General features: G+C 64.5%; 14 protein-coding genes and 1 pseudogene. 6 read left to right on the forward strand and 9 right to left on the reverse strand.

Annotated features, from left to right (window positions below; genetic code table 11):
• Positions 1 to 113 precede the first annotated feature (113 nt).
• Positions 114 to 2369, forward strand: coding sequence for a transglycosylase domain-containing protein (locus ACVWZM_RS16825; protein ID WP_456853930.1), 2256 nt, complete (start codon positions 114 to 116; stop codon positions 2367 to 2369).
• A gap of 259 nt (positions 2370 to 2628) precedes the next feature.
• Here the strand turns inward: ACVWZM_RS16825 and ACVWZM_RS16830 are convergent, their stop codons facing one another.
• From ACVWZM_RS16830 to ACVWZM_RS16845, 4 genes are all read right to left on the reverse strand, one after another.
• A complete protein-coding gene (locus tag ACVWZM_RS16830; protein ID WP_076824634.1) occupies positions 2629 to 3468 on the reverse strand; it encodes a M48 family metallopeptidase in 840 nt (279 codons plus the stop codon).
• Between the two features lie 198 nt (positions 3469 to 3666).
• Entirely contained in the window at positions 3667 to 4995 is a 1329-nt protein-coding gene (locus tag ACVWZM_RS16835; RefSeq protein WP_028341465.1) for a polyhydroxyalkanoate depolymerase, read from the reverse strand.
• A 128-nt stretch (positions 4996 to 5123) separates the two neighbouring features.
• The gene (locus tag ACVWZM_RS16840) at positions 5124 to 5948 is read right to left on the reverse strand and encodes an ABC transporter permease (protein WP_456853932.1); all 825 of its coding nucleotides are present in this window, start codon (positions 5946 to 5948) and stop codon (positions 5124 to 5126) included.
• The gene (locus ACVWZM_RS16845) at positions 5945 to 6751 is read right to left on the reverse strand and encodes an ABC transporter ATP-binding protein (RefSeq protein ID WP_456853934.1); all 807 of its coding nucleotides are present in this window, start codon (positions 6749 to 6751) and stop codon (positions 5945 to 5947) included. The genes ACVWZM_RS16840 and ACVWZM_RS16845 overlap by 4 nt, the downstream gene beginning before the upstream one ends.
• 141 nt (positions 6752 to 6892) lie before the next feature.
• Here ACVWZM_RS16845 and ACVWZM_RS16850 point away from each other — a divergent pair, with 141 nt between their 5' ends.
• Together ACVWZM_RS16850 and ACVWZM_RS16855 are read left to right on the forward strand one after the other, a co-directional pair.
• Entirely contained in the window at positions 6893 to 8212 is a 1320-nt protein-coding gene (locus ACVWZM_RS16850) for an ActS/PrrB/RegB family redox-sensitive histidine kinase (RefSeq protein ID WP_076824632.1), read from the forward strand.
• Between the two features lie 134 nt (positions 8213 to 8346).
• Positions 8347 to 8901 (forward strand): ActR/PrrA/RegA family redox response regulator transcription factor, encoded by a 555-nt coding sequence (locus ACVWZM_RS16855; protein ID WP_016845514.1) that lies wholly within the window; start codon positions 8347 to 8349, stop codon positions 8899 to 8901.
• 327 nt (positions 8902 to 9228) lie between these two features.
• On the opposite strand, the gene ACVWZM_RS16860 is transcribed toward ACVWZM_RS16855, so the two are convergent.
• The gene (locus tag ACVWZM_RS16860; protein ID WP_456793406.1) at positions 9229 to 9714 is read right to left on the reverse strand and encodes an MmcB family DNA repair protein; all 486 of its coding nucleotides are present in this window, start codon (positions 9712 to 9714) and stop codon (positions 9229 to 9231) included.
• A 218-nt stretch (positions 9715 to 9932) separates the two neighbouring features.
• Here ACVWZM_RS16860 and ACVWZM_RS16865 point away from each other — a divergent pair, with 218 nt between their 5' ends.
• Positions 9933 to 11633 (forward strand): alpha-amylase family protein, encoded by a 1701-nt coding sequence (locus tag ACVWZM_RS16865; RefSeq protein ID WP_456853936.1) that lies wholly within the window; start codon positions 9933 to 9935, stop codon positions 11631 to 11633.
• On the opposite strand, the gene ACVWZM_RS16870 is transcribed toward ACVWZM_RS16865, so the two are convergent.
• Both ACVWZM_RS16870 and ACVWZM_RS16875 read right to left on the reverse strand, forming a co-directional pair.
• Positions 11621 to 13228 (reverse strand): alpha-amylase family glycosyl hydrolase, encoded by a 1608-nt coding sequence (locus ACVWZM_RS16870; protein WP_456853938.1) that lies wholly within the window; start codon positions 13226 to 13228, stop codon positions 11621 to 11623. The two genes, ACVWZM_RS16865 and ACVWZM_RS16870, sit on opposite strands and share 13 nt — an antisense overlap.
• A gap of 120 nt (positions 13229 to 13348) precedes the next feature.
• Positions 13349 to 14161, reverse strand: a complete 813-nt coding sequence (locus ACVWZM_RS16875; RefSeq protein WP_057015413.1) for an RMD1 family protein — start codon at positions 14159 to 14161, stop codon at positions 13349 to 13351.
• 175 nt (positions 14162 to 14336) lie between these two features.
• On the opposite strand from ACVWZM_RS16875, the gene ACVWZM_RS16880 reads away from it, so the two are divergent.
• Positions 14337 to 15005: an MBL fold metallo-hydrolase gene (locus ACVWZM_RS16880; protein ID WP_057015387.1), complete on the forward strand. Its 669-nt coding sequence runs from the start codon at positions 14337 to 14339 to the stop codon at positions 15003 to 15005.
• On the opposite strand, the gene ACVWZM_RS16885 is transcribed toward ACVWZM_RS16880, so the two are convergent.
• Together ACVWZM_RS16885 and ACVWZM_RS16890 are read right to left on the reverse strand one after the other, a co-directional pair.
• Positions 15006 to 16181 carry an extracellular catalytic domain type 1 short-chain-length polyhydroxyalkanoate depolymerase gene (locus ACVWZM_RS16885; protein WP_456853940.1) on the reverse strand — a complete coding sequence of 392 codons (1176 nt, stop codon included), beginning with the start codon at positions 16179 to 16181 and terminating at the stop codon, positions 15006 to 15008.
• Between the two features lie 210 nt (positions 16182 to 16391).
• Positions 16392 to 17799: pseudogene (locus ACVWZM_RS16890) on the reverse strand (MFS transporter).
• A 272-nt stretch (positions 17800 to 18071) separates the two neighbouring features.
• On the opposite strand from ACVWZM_RS16890, the gene ACVWZM_RS16895 reads away from it, so the two are divergent.
• Positions 18072 to 19313 (forward strand): LLM class flavin-dependent oxidoreductase, encoded by a 1242-nt coding sequence (locus ACVWZM_RS16895; protein WP_076824620.1) that lies wholly within the window; start codon positions 18072 to 18074, stop codon positions 19311 to 19313.
• Positions 19314 to 19329: the final 16 nt, after the last annotated feature.

Raw genomic sequence — 19329 nt, forward strand, 5'->3', positions numbered from 1 at the left:
CTCCTTATGTAGCACGCGCTGCCTCACCTCCTAATCCCCCGTTAAGCTTTGCGTAACCGCCCCTTAAACCGGGAACGCTAGCGTGCGTCCCTGTCAGGGTGTGAGCGTTGCGGATGGCGTGGGGACGGAAAAAAGGCGGTGCGCGCAAGGAGCCGCTGTTCGGGCTTCCGGCCGCGCTTGCCGACCTTCGGCTGTCGCCGTCCGATCGCATTCCCGGCGGCGGCGACGACAAGCCCGCCAAATCCAAACCCAAGAGCAGCGACAAGAGCAGCGATTCCGGTAGCGAGAAACCGCGCCCGTCGCGCAGCGGCAGCAAGCGGCGCAGCAAGTCGCGGGGCTTTGGCATCGGCCGCCTGTTCTATTGGACCGCGGTGCTCGGCCTGTGGGCCGGCATTGCGGTGATCGGTGTCGTGGTGTGGGTCGGCGCGCATCTGCCGCCGATCCAGTCGCTGGAGATTCCCAAGCGTCCGCCGACGATCCAGATCGTCGGCATCGACGGCAGCGTGCTGGCGCAGCGCGGCGAAATGGCCGGCGCCAATATCGCGTTGAAGGATCTGCCGCCCTATCTGCCGAAGGCCTTCATCGCGATCGAGGACCGCCGCTTCTATTCGCATTACGGCGTCGACCCGGTTGGCATCCTGCGCGCGGCGGTGACCAACCTCCTGCACCGCGGCGTCTCGCAGGGCGGCTCGACGCTGACCCAGCAGCTCGCCAAGAACCTCTTCCTGACCCAGGAGCGCACCATGCAGCGCAAGCTGCAGGAAGCCGAGCTCGCGCTCTGGCTGGAGCGCAAGCATTCCAAGAACGAGATCCTCGAGCTCTACCTCAACCGGGTCTATTTCGGGTCCGGCGCCTACGGCGTCGAGGCCGCCGCGCAGCGCTATTTCGGCAAGTCGGCGAAGAACGTGACGCTGCCGGAAGCCGCGATGTTGGCCGGCCTCGTCAAGTCGCCGTCGCGGCTGGCGCCAAACCGCAACCCTGAAGGCGCCGAGCAGCGCGCGCAGGTCGTGCTGGCGGCGATGGCCGACGCCAAGTTCATCACCGAGGCGCAGGCCAAGGCCTCGATCGGCCAGCCCTCGATTGCGGTGAAGCCGGCCGGCGCCGGCACCGTGAACTATGTCGCCGACTGGATCGGCGAAGTGCTCGACGATCTGGTCGGCCAGATCGACCAGGACATCGTGGTGCAGACCACGATCGATCCGAAGCTGCAGAACGTCGCCGAAGCCGCCATCATCGATGAGCTCGCCGCCAAGAGCGTGAAGTTCAATGTCAGCCAGGGCGCGCTGGTGGCGATGACGCCGGACGGTGCGGTGCGCGCCATGGTCGGCGGCCGGAACTACTCGGAGAGCCAGTACAATCGCGCGGTCACCGCGAAGCGCCAGCCGGGCTCGGCGTTCAAGCCGTTCGTCTATCTCACCGCGGTCGAAGCAGGGCTGACGCCGGATACCATCCGCACCGACGCGCCGCTCGACATCAAGGGCTGGAAGCCGGAGAACTACACCCACGAATATTTCGGCTCGGTGACATTGACCCAGGCCCTGGCGATGTCGCTGAACACGGTCGCGGTGCGGCTCGGCGTCGAGGTCGGCGCTAAGAACGTGGTGCGCACCGCGCACCGGCTCGGCATCTCCTCCAAGCTGGAGTCCAACGTCTCGATCGCGCTCGGCACCTCGGAAGTCTCCGTGATCGAGCTGGTCGGCGCCTATGCGCCGTTCGCCAATGGCGGCTACGCCATCTCGCCGCATGTGGTGACCAAGATCAAGACCAGTTCGGGCAAGCTGCTCTATGACCGTCCGACCGATCCGCCCAACCAGGTGATCGAGCCGCGCTATGATTCGATGATGAACAGCATGATGCGCGAGACGCTGATCTCGGGCACCGCGCGCAAGGCGGAGATCCCGGGCTGGACAGCCGCCGGCAAGACCGGCACCAGCCAGGATTATCGCGACGCCTGGTTCATCGGCTACACCGCCAAGCTCGTCACCGGCGTCTGGCTCGGCAATGACGACAATTCACCGACCAAGAAGGCGACCGGCGGCGGCCTGCCGGTCGAAGTGTGGACCCGCTTCATGAAGGCGGCGCATCAGGGCGTGCCGGTCGCGGCGATCCCGAACTCGCAAGGCAGCTGGGGGCCGGCGAACCTGATGCAGATCTCGTCACAGGTCACCGCGCCGTCAGCGCCGGCGGGACCGATGCAGATTCAGCCACCGATGCAGGCATCGCAACCGCCCGCGCCGGTACCATCCGGCGGTTACTATCGCCCGCCACCGCCGACGCCGGCCCGCGCCTCGGCGCCACCCAACCCGAACGCGCGGCCCGAGGCTGCGGCTGGACTGGACGGCTGGCTGGCGGATCGGTTGTTTCGGTAGAAGTCGGTAGGCGGACGGATCGCGTTGCTCCGTAGCCCTGATGAAGCGAAGCGTAATCCGGGACCAGTCACGCCATCGATGAAAGCTGCCCCGGATTACGCTTACGCTCCATCTGGGCTACGCACTCAAGCCGTCATCCCCCGCGAAGGCGGGGGATTCAGTACGCCTCAGCCCCTGGATTGAAGACAAACGCCTCTGGAATACTGCATCGCCCGCTTTCGCGGGCGATGACAGCAACGTTCGGGGCGAACAGCGCGCCCTACTCCTGAATTCCGTAGCGGTGCAGGTCGTTGCCGTAGGTGTCGAGCCAGTTCTTGGCGCGCGTTACCGACGCGCAGACTTTGTCGACCACCCGCCAGAACCGCGCCGAGTGGTTCATCTCGACGAGATGGGCGACCTCATGCGCGGCGAGGTAATCGAGCACGAAGGGCGGCGCCAGGATCAGCCGCCATGAGAACGACAGCGAACCCGCCGAAGTACACGAGCCCCAGCGGCTGGACTGATCGCGGATCGAGATCCGGCGTACCCGCACGCCGAGTTCCGCGGCGTGAAGCTGCGCCGCCTTCTGCAGGTCCTTGCGCGCCTCGCGCTTGAGGAAGTCGTGCACGCGGCGATCCATGTACTCGACGCCGCCGGCGACGCAAATGATCCTCTCGCCGCTGTCGCGCGTCTCGGTCCACACCGTGCCGCGCTCGCCCGAGCGGTGCACCAGGCGATGCGGCACGCCGCGCAACGGCACCACGGTGCCGGGCTGGAACGGCGCGGCCTTCGGCAAGCGGCCAAGACGGGCGGCGATCCAGCCGCCATGGAGATTGGCGAACTCCTTGGCTTCCGGAATCGTGCCGCGCGGCGGCATCGTCAGGATCGCTTCACGATCGGTTGGATGTATCCTGAGTGTGTAGCGGCGCGCGCGCCTATGCCGGCGCAACCTGACGGTGAAGAACTGGGAGCCGTGTCTGACCAATACGGTCGCGGGTTCGGCAGGCCGCCGATAGAGGAGCGCGCGAGTAGCCATTTCTGAGAGTCCGGGGAGCAGGAGTTCGCCCGAACTTTGCCATATCCGCCGCCAGGGAAAGCGCTCGGCGCAAAAACAAATCATTTGCCCAATATACAGGGGCTGGACGTTAATTGACCTCTACAGGCAGGGGCTGGAACCGGAATTTTTCCGATGAATCAAGGTTACGAAAAAGGCCCAAAGAATGAAATTACATTCACCCTTTTGGCCTTGCCCGATTTGGGATTCTTTTAGTTAAATCAGCGACTTGCGCGACCGCGAAAATCGCGGCCGGGGCGATACCTATTCGGCGGCGGCGACCAGCGAAAGTCGCGTATTGGCCGCCGAAACCATGAAATCGGAGATCCGCGGCACGATTTCGGAGCGGAAACGCGAGCCGTTGAACACGCCATAGTGCCCAACGCCCTTTTGCACGTAATGCACGCGGCGATGGTTCGGGATCGCGGTGCAGAGCGCGTGCGTCGCCTCGGTTTGGCCAAGACCTGAGATGTCGTCCTTCTCGCCTTCGACCGTCATCAGCGCGACGCGGCGGATCTTCGACGGATCAACCGGCTTGCCGCGATGGGTCATCTCGCCCTTCGGCAGCGCGTGCTTGACGAAGACGAGGTCGACGGTCTGCAGGTAATATTCGGCGGTGAGATCCATCACCGCGAGATACTCGTCATAGAATTCGCGGTGCTTGTCGACGAGATCGCCGTCACCCTTGACCAGATTGGCGAACAGCGCCTTGTGCGCGTCCATGTGCCGGTCGAGGTTCATGCTGATGAAGCCATTGAGCTGCAGGAAGCCCGGATAGACGTCACGCATCACGCCCGGATGCGGGAACGGCACCTTGGTGATGACATTGTTGCGGAACCACTCGATGCCGCGCTCTTCGGCGAGGTTGTTGACCGCGGTCGGATTGCGCCTGGTGTCGATCGGCCCGCCCATCAGCGTCATCGACAGCGGCACGAACGGATCGTTGTTGGCTTCCATCACCGAAACCGCTGCCACGACAGGCACGGAAGGCTGGCACACCGCGATGACATGCATATTGCCGCCGAGCGCGTGCAGCATCTCGATCAGGTAGTCGACATAGTCCTCGAGATCGAACCGGCCAGCCGCGAGCGGCACCATGCGCGCGTCGGCCCAGTCGGTGATGTAGACCTCATGGGTCGGCAGGAACGCCTCGACTGTGCCGCGGAGCAGCGTCGCATAGTGACCCGACATCGGCGCCACGATCAGCACGCGCGGCTGCGGCGAGCGCAGCGGGCGCGTCAGCTTGCGATCGAAATGCAGCAGGCGGCAGAACGGCTTTTCCCAGATCGAACGGACCTCGACCGGAGTGCGGATGCCGTTGACCTCGGTCGTCGGCAGGTTCCATTCCGGCTTGCCGTAGCGGCGCGTGGTGCGCTCGAACAGCTCACAACCGGCGGCGATCGACTTGCCGAACTCGGTGTGGGTCCACGGATTGAGCGGGTTCTGAAACAGGATCTTGGTGGCGTCGGTTACCGCGCGCACCGGATTGAGCGACGCATGCGCCATCTCGTACATCCAGTACAACGGCGTCGTGAGTGCCGGGCTGCCTTCCGCCGCTAGTGGCGGGGCACCGCCAAATTCACCGATGGGCATAGTATTTTCAGACCCCTGTTTTGCGCCGCAGCATACTGACCAATGCGTAACAATGCGTCAATGCGCCGCGAGCCGAATCTGGGGGCGATATCGGGCTAAAAGGCCGAGAATCCACGAGAAAGTGACATTTATTCACCACCGCCGAGCAGCGACCCGTTGCGCTTGGCGCTCTGCAAAAGGGCAAGGAAGATCGCAAAAGAGGCAGCGAACAGGAGCGCGTTGATGACCAGCGCCCACGCCATCAGGTCGGCGCGGAAGACGTGATCGATCAGAAGCGAGCGCATGCCTTCGAACACATAGGTCGGCGGCAGCGTCCAGGCGACAGCTTGCAGCCAGGCCGGCAGCACCTCGACCGGATAGTAGATGCAGGCGAGCGGCATCACCGCGAACATCAGCGTCCAGACGATGCTTTCCGCCCCTAACCCGTTGCGCAGCACGAGGCCCGAGGCGAACACGCCGACCGACCAGCTCGTGAAGATCAGATTGCAGAAGAACGCGATCAGCGGCAGCCCGATGGCGTAGAAGTTGAAGCCGAAAAAGAACAGCGCCAGCAGCGTCATCGGGATCACGCCGATGGCGAGCCGGATCAGGCTCATGATCATCAGCGAGAGCAGGAATTCGATCGGCTTCAGCGGGCTCATCATCAGGTTGCCGAGGTTGCGTGCCCACATCTCCTCCAGGAACGAGATCGAGAAGCCGAGCTGCCCCCGGAACAGGATGTCCCACAGGATCACGGCACCGATCAGCGTGCCGCCCGCCTTGGCGAAGAAGCCGGATGCCTGCGAGATGTAATTCTGCAGGAAGCCCCAGGTGATGATCTGCAGTGCCGGCCAGTAGACCAGCTCCAAAAGCCGCGGCCATGACGACATCAGAAGATACCAATAGCGCAGCACCATCGCGTTGATGCGTTGCAGTGAAATGGTGTGCTGGTGCTGGCTGACGAGTTCACTCATGGTGTGCCCTCAGGCGCGCCCTCCCGCACCCGGCCGCGCGCCACGTCGAGAAACACCTCTTCCAGCGTCTCGCGGTTGTAGCGCGCCATGATCCGCTCGGGGCTGTCGTCGTCCTCGATCTTGCCGCGCTTCATGATGATGACGCGGTCGCAGAGGCGCTCGACCTCCAGCATGTTGTGTGACGCCAGCAGGATGGTCGCGTTATGGGTCTTGCGATAGGTCTCGAGATGCTGCCGCACCCAGTCGGCGGTATCCGGGTCGAGCGAGGCGGTCGGCTCGTCGAGCAGCAAGAGGTCCGGTTCGTTGATCAGCGCCTTCGCCAGCGCGACGCGGGTCTTCTGCCCGGCAGAGAGCTTGCCGTTGGAGCGGTCGAGGAATTCCTTGAGATCGAGATCGTCGGCGAGCTGGTCGATCCGCTCACGCAAACGCTGCACGGCATAAAGGCGCCCGAAAATGGTCAGGTTCTGCCGCACCGTGAGCCGCATCGGCATGTCGACGTAGGGGCTTTCGAAGTTCATCCGGCCGAGCACGTCGTAGCGCTGCTCGGGGATTCGTGCACCGAGCACCTCGACGCTGCCCGAGGTCGGCAGCACCAGGCCCATGATCATCGCGATCGTCGTGGTCTTGCCGGCGCCGTTGCCGCCGAGCAGGCCGGTGATGCTGCCGCGCGCGATGCGGAACGAGATGTCGTCGACCGCGCGGGTGGTCTTGTAGACCTTGACCAGATGCGCAACGTCGATCGCGGCCGACTCGCCTTGTTCAGCCGCCGGAGCTTGCCTCTGACCTGTCCCGACCTGTTGCATATGGCCGTCATTGAGCCATTGCGACAATAAGCGCAAGGCTCGGCGGTAATTAAAGGCTTGGCGGTAATTAAAGGCTCGCCCTGCATCGTTGCGCTAAGTCGCGAATTTGTGCGCCGCCCACGGCACAGCTAAGGTCCCGGGATGACCGACGTCGCTTCCGATTTCCGCCAACCCCGCCGCTACGTCCGCCTGGATACGATCCTGCGGCTGCGCTGGCTCGCCGCGCTCGGCCAGCTCGTCGCCATCTTCATCGTGGCGCAGGGACTGGAATTCGACGTTCCGATCGTCCCATGCGTCACCATCGTGACGTTCTCGGCGCTGCTCAATCTGGCGCTGCAGATCGCCTTCAACCCGATGCAGCGGCTGGAGCCGGCCTATGCCGCCGCCCTGCTCGCCTTCAACATCGTCGAGCTCGGCGGGCTCCTGTACTTCACCGGCGGATTGCAGAACCCGTTCTCGTTCCTGTTCCTGGCACCGGTCCTGATCTCGGCCACCGTGCTGCCGATCCGGCTGACGATAGCGCTCGGCTGCCTTGCGGTCGCCTGCGCCTCGGCGCTGTTCTTCTACCATCTGCCGCTGCCTTGGGACGCCGACGATCCCTTGGTGCTGCCGCCGATCTATTTGATCGGCGTCTGGCTTTCGATCCTGCTCGCGATCGGTGTCACCAGTCTTTACGCATTCCAGGTGACGGAGGAAGCGCGCCAGCTCTCCGATGCGCTGGCCGCGACCGAACTGGTACTGACACGCGAACAGCACCTGACTCAGCTCGACGGCCTCGCCGCCGCCGCCGCGCATGAGCTCGGAACGCCGCTGTCGACGATCTTCCTGATCTCGCGCGAGCTCGAGAAGACGGTGCATGACGCGGCGATCGCCGGCGACCTCAAGACCCTGCGTGAGCAGGCGCAGCGCTGCCGCGACATCCTGAGCAAGATCGCGCAATTGTCATCGAGCGGTGCGCCGTTCGACACCATGAAGCTGTCGACCTTGATCGAGGAGGCGGTGGCGCCGCATCGCGATTTCGGCATCAACATCAAGGTGCGGCTTGCTGTCGCAGCAACGCCTGAACCGGTCGCCGCGCGCAATCCGGCGATCCTCTATGGCGTCGGAAACATTCTCGAAAATGCGGTCGATTTCGCGCACCAGACCGTCGAGGTGAACGCGTGGTGGAACGCCGAGACCGTTGAAGTCGTCGTCTCCGACGACGGTCCGGGCATCGCGCCCGACATGCTGAAGCGGATCGGCGAGCCGTATCTGTCGCGTCGCCGAGGTGCGGATGAGGCCCAAAACCCACGTGGGGGCCTCGGTCTGGGCGTTTTCATCGCAAGGACGCTGCTGGAACGCACTGGCGCCAAGGTGTCGTTTACCAATCGCACCTTTCCCGATCACGGCGCCGTGGTGCAGATCGTCTGGCCGCGCGAGCGCTTCGAGGAAGCCGCGCCTGGCGACGAAACCGAATCCTAAGAACGATTCTTAATCGCGACCCTGGCATTACGGATGCATTGCTCTTTCCGGACAAGCACGCGACTTTCGGCTGCCTTGGCAGCGCCGCAGTAGGACCCCATATAATAGGGGTCTGCCACAGGGAAAAATGGATCGTGAACGCCATCACTGAACTGAATGACCATGCCGACCGCTCGCTCCTCATCGTCGAGGACGACAAGCCGTTCCTGGAACGCCTGTCGCGCGCGATGGAGACGCGGGGTTTCGCGGTGAAGTCATGCGACACGGTATCTGATGGTCTCGCCGAGATCGGCCGCGCCGCGCCCGCTTTCGCAGTCGTCGATCTTCGCCTCGGCGACGGCAACGGCCTCGACGTCGTTTCGGCGTTGAAGCGCAAGCGCCCCGAGGCGCGCGCGATCGTGCTGACCGGCTACGGCAACATCGCCACCGCCGTCACCGCGGTGAAGATGGGCGCCGTCGATTATCTCTCGAAGCCCGCCGACGCCGATGACGTCGTCGCCGCGCTGCTCGCGACCGGCACCGAGAAGTCCGAGCTGCCGGCCAATCCGATGTCGGCGGACCGCGTGCGCTGGGAGCACATCCAGCGCATCTACGAGATGTGCAACCGCAACGTCTCGGAGACCGCGCGCCGCCTCAACATGCACCGCCGCACCTTGCAGCGCATCCTCGCCAAGCGCGCCCCGCGGTAAGCGATACTTCATTTGCTTTCGCGATGGCCGGGCTCCTCCCGGCCATTTGCTTTTGTAGGGTGGGCAGCTTCGTAGGATGGGTGGAGCGAAGCGATACCCATCCTCTCTCCCGGTGTCCCGAAGCTGATGGGTTTCGCTTCGATCTACCCATCCTACGGAATCCAACAAGCTGTCCGTCACCCTGAGGAGCGCGCCCTTGCGCGCGTCTCGAAGGGTCGACGGCCACCAGCCGGGCCGAACCATCCTTCGAGGCTCGCTCCGCTCGCGCCTCCAGCGACAAAGGCGAGGCCTTTGCGCGGGATGACGGGGCAACAGCAATGTTATTCGCTAAAACTCGGCGTGCCCCTGCGGATCGACCAGCCGGTTGATGCGCTGCGCCGCGGCCATTGCAAAGCGCACCGTCATCGCCTTGCGGGTTGCCGCCGGCAGGCGATGCTCCGGCGCCTCGCAATGCAGATGCCCGCCATAGGCGTCGGCGATGATCAAACCGGTGTCGACGGGAAAGATCTCGCACGGCAGATCCTGCGTGAAGGCGAAGAACAGCCGGTCGCAATGCATCCGGTAGTCTTGCCATTTCTGGTCGGCGCGCAGATCCTCGACCGATGACTTGATCTCAACGATCCAGATCTCGCCGCGCTCGTTCAGCGCGACCAGATCGGCTCTTCGGCCGGACGGCAGCGGCAATTCGCTGATGCAGGAAAATCCCAGCGATCTCAGAAGCCTCGCCGTGCCGCGCGCGATCGCAAGCGCGGTCTCCGACTGGCGTCGGTCGGGCGCGGGCACAAGCGCGATCTGGCGGGCGGATGAGTCCATTGCGCGAAGATTAGCCGATTCCACGAGACCATGATCCGGAAAAATGGAAGCCGGCTTTCCGCGAAGATCATGCTCCAGCCGATAGAGCGCGGCAGCGTCAGGCCGGCACGGAGCGTCGTCCGTCTCCGTTGTGGGACGGCGCTCCGCAGGAACCCGTCGCCGCTTCACCGCTTATCCTCCCGGCCGCCGCCACGGGTGGGACTGGAGAGGATTGCCTGGTGATCGACGACCTCTGGTACAAGAACGGAGTGATCTACTGCCTGTCGGTTGGCACCTACATGGATGCCAACGGCGATGGCATCGGTGATTTCAGCGGTCTGCTCCGGCGCCTGGACTATTTGCACGGGCTCGGCATCACCGCGATCTGGCTGATGCCGTTTCAGCCTTCGCCCAACAGGGACGACGGCTACGACATCTCGGATTATTACGACGTCGATCCGCGCTACGGCACGCTGGGCGATTTCGTTGAATTTACCCATGGCTGCCAGCAGCGCGGCATCCGCGTCATCATCGACCTCGTCGTCAATCACACCTCGGATCAGCACGACTGGTTTCGATCGGCGCGCAGCTCGAAGGACTCGCCGTACCGCGATTGGTATGTCTGGTCGGACAGGAAGCCCGCCAATGCCAACACCGGCATGGTGTTTCCCGGCGTTCAGAAATCGACCTGGACGCGCGACAAGCAAGCCGGCGCCTGGTACTTTCATCGCTTCTACGATTTCCAGCCGGACCTCAACACATCGAACCCGCATGTGCAGGCCGAGATCCTCAAGATCATGGGGTTCTGGATTCAGCTCGGCGTCTCGGGCTTCCGCATGGACGCCGTGCCCTTCGTGATCGCGACCAAGGGCGCCTCCAGGCGCAAGCCGGTCGAGCAGTACGACATGCTGCGATCGTTTCGGGAATTCCTGCAATGGCGCCAGGGCAACGCGATCATCCTCGCTGAAGCCAACGTATTGCCCGAGACGGACATGGAATATTTCGGGCGTGACGGCGACCGGATGCACATGATGTTCAACTTCCATGTCAATCAGCATCTGTTCTACGCGCTGGCGTCGGCGGATACGAAGCCGTTGGCGAAGGCGCTGACGGCGACCAAGCCACGGCCCGCGACCGCACAATGGGGCTTGTTCCTGCGCAATCATGATGAACTCGACCTCGGCCGCCTGTCGAAGCCGCAGCGCGAGACGGTGTTCGAGGCATTCGGTGCCGACAAGAGCATGCAGCTCTACGACCGTGGCATCCGGCGACGGCTTGCGCCCATGCTGGGCGGCGACCGCCGACGCATCGAGCTCGCTTACAGCGTGATGTGCACGCTTCCCGGCACGCCCGTGATCCGCTACGGCGATGAGCTCGGCATGGGCGACAATCTCGACCTGCCCGAACGCGGTTGCGCGCGCACACCGATGCAATGGTCGACCGAGCCACACGCCGGCTTCACCGAGAGCGATCGGCCATGTGTGCCCGTCATCGAGAATGGACCTTATGGCTATGAGCACCTCAACGCGGCCAAGCAACGGCGCGACCCCAATTCGATGCTGAACTGGACCGAGCGCATCGTCCGTATGCGCAAGGAAGTCCCCGAGGTCGGCTGGGGAGATTTCAAGGTTATCGCAAGCCGAAACCCCGCCATCCTGATCATCCGGTACGACTGGCGTAACAACTCGGTGCTGTTCGTCCACAACTTCGCGGAAAAGCCGCTCGAGATATCGTTCAACGTCGGGCTGCCCGACGACGCCGGCAAACTCCTCGTCAATCTCCTGACCGAGGACCACAGCCGCGCCGACGAGGCCGGTCGCCACAAGCTTCTGATCGAGGCCTACGGCTATCGCTGGTATCGGGTCGGTGGGCTCGACTATCTGCTCAAGCGCAGCGACATCGATACCATGGAGCCACGCACCCGGCGTCAATCGTCCTGATGCGGCCCAAGGATCACGCCCTCATTGGCGCGCAGATCGAGCACGCCTTCGACCTTCTCGCCCTGCCGGTCCATCAAGGTCGACAGCAGGACCTCATTGCTGAAGCCGATCGCGCTCGAGGAGACCGACGCGGCGGCCGCGCCGAAGTTCAGCGCGATCACGGCCACGCCCTCAGTGCTGCGCCGCCGGTAGAGCAACACATCACCGTGCGCCGCCACCGGCTCATAGCTGCCATGGACGAGCTGCGGCAGCCTTCGCCGCAGCGCGATCAGCGCCTTGTAGAGATTGAGGATCGACGTCCTCTCGGCTTCGAGACTTGCGACATTGTCGCTGGCAAAATCCTGCGCCAGCGGCAGCCACGGCGGAGCCGTCGAGAAGCCGGCATGGCGCTCGGCGCTCCATTGCATCGGCGTGCGGCAGCCGTCACGGCCGACGCCCATATCCGGCACGTTCTTCTCGAAGGGGTCGCGCACCTGATCCGGCGCAATCGCAACCTGACGCATGCCGATCTCGTCGCCGTAATAGAGCGTCGGCGTGCCGCGCAGCGTCAGCAGCAGCATCGCCGCGACCGGCGCCTGCGCCGGCCCTACCCGGCTCGCCACCCGCGGCCGATCGTGGTTGCCGAGCACCCAGTTCGGCCATGCCCCCGGCGGCAGCGCCTTTTCGTAGTCGGCGATTATCATCTCGACCGATCGCGCGCTCCACAAGGTCGACAGCAGCGCAAAGTTGAACGGCATCTGCGCGCCGCGCAGATCGTTGCCGTAATAGGCGACCAGCCGATGCAGCGGCAGATAGATCTCGCCGATCAGCACGCGGTTGTCGAATTCCTCGGTGACGCCGCGCATCTCGGTGATGACGGTGTGCACCTCGAGCTGATCGGTCGAATATTGCGTCAGCAGCTTCTCGTGTGGCGGTCGGCCCGCGCGATAATGCGGGTTTGTCGGGTTATCGCGGAAGTCGGCATCCTTGATCAGGTGCCAGATCACGTCGACGCGAAAACCGTCGACACCCTTGCGCAGCCAGAAGCGCATCACGTCGTAGATCGCGTCCCTGACCTCGCGATTGCGCCAGTTGAGATCGGGCTGCTGCGCGAGGAAGGCGTGATAATAGTATTGGCCTGAGGCCTCGTCATACGCCCAGGCGCTGCCGCCGAACTCGGACAGCCAGTTGTTGGGCGGGCCGCCGTCCGGCGCCGGATCGCGCCAGATGTACCAGTCGCGCTTAGGGTTATCGCGCGAGCTCTTCGCCTCGATGAACCATTGGTGCTGGTCGGATGTGTGGTTCGGCACCAGATCGAGGATCAGCTTGAGGCCGGAATCGTGCGCGGCCACGACCAGCGCGTCGAAATCCTCCATCGTCCCGAACAGCGGGTCGATGCCGATGTAATCGGAGATATCGTAACCGAAATCGGCCATCGGCGACGGGAAGATCGGCGACAGCCAGACCGCGTCGACGCCAAGCCGCGTCAGATAGGGCAGCCGCGTGATGATCCCCTTGAGATCGCCGACGCCGTCACCGTCGCTATCCGCGAACGAGCGCGGATAGACCTGATAGAAAATGCCGCGCCGCCACCAGTCCCTGCTGTCCTGATCCATCCCGTCCCCCCAAGCTCGCAGCCCGGCCCAGGCCGCTCCGCGCCCGGAGTGGCCGATCGGTTCAGGGATGACGCACAATTCGGGACGGAAAGATGGCCGGATTCGGCCGCTGTAGCCCGTTCAATGCCGAGCCATCGCCAGCTGATAGATGGTGATCAGCACCTCGAACAGGATCAGGAAGACGATGATCAGCTCCAGCCGCAGCGAGCGGCTGGTGTCGATGATGTCGGTCAGCACCTGCGCGGTTTCGGCGACGACTGCGAGCTTGCGGTTCAGCGATTCCGCACGCTCCTTCAATTCGTACTCGTCCTCGAGCCGTGCATAGAGGCGCTCGAGCTGCGGCTTGTCCCAGAGGATATCGGGCTTCTCCGACACCTCGACCGGTCCGGCTACGCGATGCCGCACCAGCAGCGCGTTGCCGATGTGCTTGAGGATCGCAACGCGTCCGCGATGGACGCGGCCGCCCTTGGCGAGCTCACGCGCAAGCGGCTCGGTCGTGTCGAAGACTGCGCGGACCTCGCGCTCGTGCCGCGCCAGCACCACGCTTTTCGCCAACGCCTCGCCGACCAGGATCAGCCGCTCCGGCGAGAGGCCCTGCAGATAGATCGGGCCGCCCGGCGGAATCTGATCCTCCTTCTCGGCGGCGAGCTCGATGATCGCGATCTCCTCCTCGCGCCGCGTGAACAGGCCGGTCATGCGCGACTGCAGGCTGCGCAGGAATTCATCCTCCTCCAGCGCATTGAGGCCGATCAGCACGACGACGCCGTAGCGGAACAGGATCGCCACGCCGTTTTCATTGACGCGAAACGCCAGCGGCGTCGTGGCCAGCACGTCGCCGCGCTCGAGGCCCGACGTGTTGATGCGATCCGCGACGAAGAAGGCGCGCGCGGTGGTCCGGGGTCCGCCGAGCGGTGATTTGGAAGCCTGGGTCATGAAGTTCCGGACTGCGAGGACTTGAATCATGATCGAGAGCAGCCGCGTACCGGCCTGCTCACGAACTTGTTCTGCTGGAGGTGACCTTATCACGGTCCTTTTTGGGATCACACGCCGGGGCAGCCGCATTTCCAGCGCGTGTTGACGGCGTTTCCCGGAAGCCTATGGTGCCCTCATGAACGAGACAACAGACACCAAACCGAAGGCCGGCGCGATCATCGTGCCGGTGACGCTGTTCGAGCAGAACTGCACCATCATCTGGCACGAGCCCACCAAGAAGGCCGTGGTGATCGACCCGGGCGGCGACGTGCCGAAGATCCAGGCCGCGATCAAGCAGACCGGCGTGACGGTCGAGAAGATCTGGCTGACCCACGGTCATATCGACCATGTCGGCGGCGCCGCCGAACTGCGCGACGCGCTGCAGGTCAAGATCGAGGGCCCGCATATCGCCGACAAATATCTGCTCGACAATGTCGTCTCGAGCGGCGCGCGCTTCGGCATGACCGGGGTGCGCAATTTCGGGCCAGACCGCTGGCTCGATGAGGGCGATCAGGTCTCGATCGGCGACCTCACCTTCGACATCCTGCACTGCCCCGGCCACTCACCGGGCAGCGTGGTGTTCTTCAACAAGGAGCTGCGCTTCGCCCATGTCGGCGACGTGCTGTTCGCCGGCTCGGTCGGACGCACCGATTTGCCCGGGGGCAGCCACCCGACCCTGATCCAGTCGATCAAGGACAAGCTGCTGCCGCTCGGCGACGATGTCGGCTTCATCTGCGGACATGGCGCCGGATCGAGCATCGGCCAGGAGCGGATGACGAATCCGTTCCTGACCGGCGAGATGTAGCTACTTCATCAGCCCCGCGGCGGTGAGCGCCCGCGTGATGACGCCGCCGACATCGACACCCTTGCTCCGTCGCTTGCGCGGCCGATCGCTCTTGCGGCCGGATGCCACCTCCGGCTCGGCCGCGGGCACCGGTACCGTCATCGAGACCGTGTCAGCGCGCTCGCGCGGAATTCCGGTCGGCGCGATATGCGGCTGACGGACCTTGTCGGTCAGGCCGAAGAAGCTCGCGATGTGATAGGAGGAGGAGATCCCGGCCTCGATCAGGAACGCGCCCTCCACGCCATAGCGCTCGTCATTGTCGGCAAGCCCGAGCGGCGTGCCATGCGCCATGTCGGCGATGGTGTAGGACTCGACCAGCGTTTCGCCCTCGGCGTTCCACCACACCTCGCGCGGATGGCCGTCGACATCCGCCTTCGACATCGCGGCAAGCGGCAGGCCGTGCACGTCGAGCCACTGCCGCACGATTGCATCGGCATTGCCGGGATGCACGGTGCGGTCGGCACTGCCGTGCCACACCGAAATCTTCGGCCAGGCGCCGCCATGCGTCGACGCGTTGCGCACCAGACCGCCGAGCTCGGGCGCGGAGAGCGCGCTGCCATGCATCATCGCGTGCAGCGCTTCGCGCAGATCGGTGGCGACGCCGAACGGCAGGCCGGCGATGATGGCGCCGGCCGCGAACACATCCGGATAGGTCGCGAGCATGACCGAGGCCATCGCGCCGCCGGCGGACAGACCCGTCACATAGATGCGGCGCGGGTCGATCTCATGCGTGCCGACCAGATGCGCGATCATCTGCCTGATCGACGCGGCCTCGCCCTGCCCGCGCGCGATGTCTTGCGGGTTGAACCAGTTGAAGCAGGTGTTGCCGTTGTTTAACGCCTGCTGCTCCGGCATCAGCAGTGCGAAGCCGTAATGCGCCGCAAGCGCCGACCAGCCGGCGCCGAGATCGTAGGACGCTGCAGTCTGGCCGCAGCCATGCAGCACCACGACGAGCGCGGGTGACCGCGCCAGCTGCGCGGGCACGAACGAGAACATCTTCAGATCGCCGGGGTTGACGCCGAATTCGGTCGTCTCGACGAGCGGCGTCGGCACGGCCGGCGCGAGTGCGCCAAGGCCGCTGAACGCGTTCATCTTCGGCAGATGACGCAGAAATTCGACGTTGTTGATCAGGGACAACAGCAACTCCTGAGGTGATTTAGTCTTCTGTGTCACCCGATCAGATAATTGCTGCACTGCAAAATGAAAAGGCCGTGTGCTGTCTTTCCCTGCGGAATTTGTGAGAATCGGCGTTAATGCGTGATCGCGCTGCGAGCCGGCCGAAATAGTTGCCATAGCACCTTGTTTGAGCACCAACTTTTCAGGAATGCGCGCCGCGTGGCGCCGGATTCACGCCGTGGCGCGGCGCATCCATGACAGAAATGCGGCTGAAATTGCGATCGACAGCACAAACAATGCGCATGCCGCAAACAGCGCCAGACGTGCTGACATCGTACTCTCGATTGCGAAGAAGACTGCGCCGATCGCGGCAACGCCGGCCGCGTTGCCGATCTGCGTCGTCGTGCCGTACATGCCGGAGCCGGCACCGGCGCTCGCGGGCTGCACGCTCGCGAGCACCGCGCTCGACAATGGCGCCATGACGAGCCCCTGACCGTAGCCGAAGATCATCAGCACCACCGCGAGCAGCAGTGCCGACGGTGCCGCGACCACCTCAATCGTCGCGACGAGCACGGCGAGACCGACGATCTGCAGCGCACAGCCCTCGATCAGCACCAGCGTGCCGCGATGCCGGGCGCGCACGCCGCTGTGACGCGAGGCAACCACGAAGGTCAGCGCCAGCGGCACGAACACCAGCCCGGCCTGTAGCGGCGGAATCTGCAAGCCCTTCTGCATGAACATGGTCATGATCAGGTAGAACGACAGGTTGGCGAAGAAGAAGGAAAAACACCGCGACCAGGCCGCGCATGAAGGCGCGATCCGACAGCAGCGACAGATCGATCAGCGGCATGCCGCCGCGGCGCGCGACGGACCGCTCGAGCCGCACGAAGGTCGCGATCACAGCGATGCCCACGGCCATCACCAGCCAGACCCATGCCGGCCAGTTGAGATCATGGCCAAACAGCAGCGGACCGATCAGGCACAGCAGGCCCGCGAACAGCACGATCGCGCCCGGGATATCGAGCCGCGTGCCGGCCCGGCGCGGCACCGTCGGCATGATCTTCAATGCCGCCGCGATGATGACGACGCCGCACGGCACGTTGACGAAAAACACCGCGCGCCAGCCGAGCCCGGCGAGGTCGAGCGTCACCAACACGCCGCCGAGCATGAAGCCGGCGGCGCCGGCGAGCCCCAGCACGATGCCGTAGATGCCGAACGCCCGCGCGCGGGCGGCGTCCGAGAACAACAGATGCAGCGTCGCCAGCACCTGCGGCACCATCAGCGCCGCGGTTGCACCCTGCGCCAGCCGGGCGATGATCAGCTCTGGTCCGGACTGCGCGAGACCACACCACAGCGAGGTCACCGAGAATCCGGCGACGCCGGCGATGAACACGTTCCTGGTGCCATGGATGTCGCCAAGCCGGCCGCCGGTGACCACCAGCGTGGCATAGGCGATCAGGTAGATCGCGATCACGGCCTCGATCTCTGCCGGCGTCGCGTGCAGCTCCGCCGCGATCGTCGGGATCGCGACGTTGACGATGAAGGCATCGACCCCGAACATGGATTGCGCCGACACTACGATCGCCAGCACCCACCAGCGGCGGGACGTGTCCGCTCGCGTCGAAACGATCTGGTGCATGTCCTGTCCTGCCCGAAATGACGTTATAGCGGACATCAGCAGATTCCGGTCATCGCTTCGATTACCTGCGAGGTAAGCCCGGGATCACAGACGCTCGAGCCCCGGCTGCCAATTTGCGTTGACGCGCTAGGAAACATTCCGGACGGCGGCAATCGCCGCCGATTTGCGCAACAACCATGCGACCGCCGCAACCCCCGAGCATTGCCTTGCCCCGGGCCACCCCGTAGGTTGGCGGAAAGCCCCCGATAACAATAGTCCGGAGAGAACGACCCATGGCGCGCCTCAAGTTCGGAGCCTTCCTCGCCCCGCATCACCCGATCGGCGAGCATCCGATGCTGCAATTCCGCCGCGACCTCGATTTCGTCGAGCAGCTCGACGCGCTCGGTTACGACGAATTCTGGTGCGGCGAGCACCACTCCTCGGGCTGGGAGACCATCGCCTCGCCGGAAATGTTCCTGGCCGCCGCCGGCGAGCGCACCAAGCGCATCAAGCTCGGCACCGGCGTGGTCTCGCTGCCCTATCACCACCCCTTCAACGTCGCGCAGCGCATGGTGCAGCTCGACCACATGACCGGCGGCCGCGCCATCTTCGGCTCCGGCCCCGGCGCGCTCGCTTCCGACGCCCACACGCTCGGCATCGACCCGATGACCCAGCGCGATCGCCAGGACGAGGCGATCGCGGTGATCCGCCGCCTGTTCAACGGCGAGCGCGTCACCGCCAAGACCGACTGGTTCGAGATGCACGACGCCGCGTTGCAGATCCTGCCGCTGCAGGAGGACATGCCGTTCGTGGTGGCCTCGCAGATCTCGCCGTCGGGCATGACGCTCGCCGGCAAATACGGCATCGGCATCATCTCGCTGGGCTCGATGTCGACCCAGGGCTTGATGGCGCTGCCGCAGCAATGGCAGTTCGCCGAAGATGCCGCCAAGAAGGCCGGCACCACGGTGAGCCGCGCCAACTGGCGCGTGCTGCTGTCCTGGCACATCGCCGAGACCCGCGAGCAGGCGCGGCGCGAGGCCGGTGCCGGGCTGATGCGCTGGCACAACGAATATAACGTCGGCACCCTGATGCGGCCGGGCCTGACCGCGTTCTCCTCGCCCGATGAGGCCGTCGACAAGACCGCGTTCGTCGAAGGCGCCGCGTCCACCATCGGCACGCCGGATGATCTGATCAAGATGATCAAGAACCTGGTCGATGTGTCGGGCGGCGTCGGCTCGATCATCGGCTTCGCGCACGACTGGGCCAATCCGGAAAATACCCGCCGCAGCTGGGACATGGTCGCGCGCTATGTCGTGCCCGAGATCAATGGCTATATTGACGGCCTGCGCAAGTCGCGCCAGTTCCTGATCGACAACCGCGCCGTGTTCGAGCGCGCCGGCCAGGCTGTCATGGCCAAGATCATGCAGAACGACAAGGCCGCCGCCGCCCTCCAGCAAACCGGCCCCGGCCGCGTCGCGATCCCCGCCGTGAACGCACCGGATCTTACTAAGGCCGCGGCGAAACAGAAGGCGTGATTTGTGATCCTTCCTG

The sequence above is a fragment of the Bradyrhizobium sp. USDA 4501 genome, from assembly GCF_054062115.1.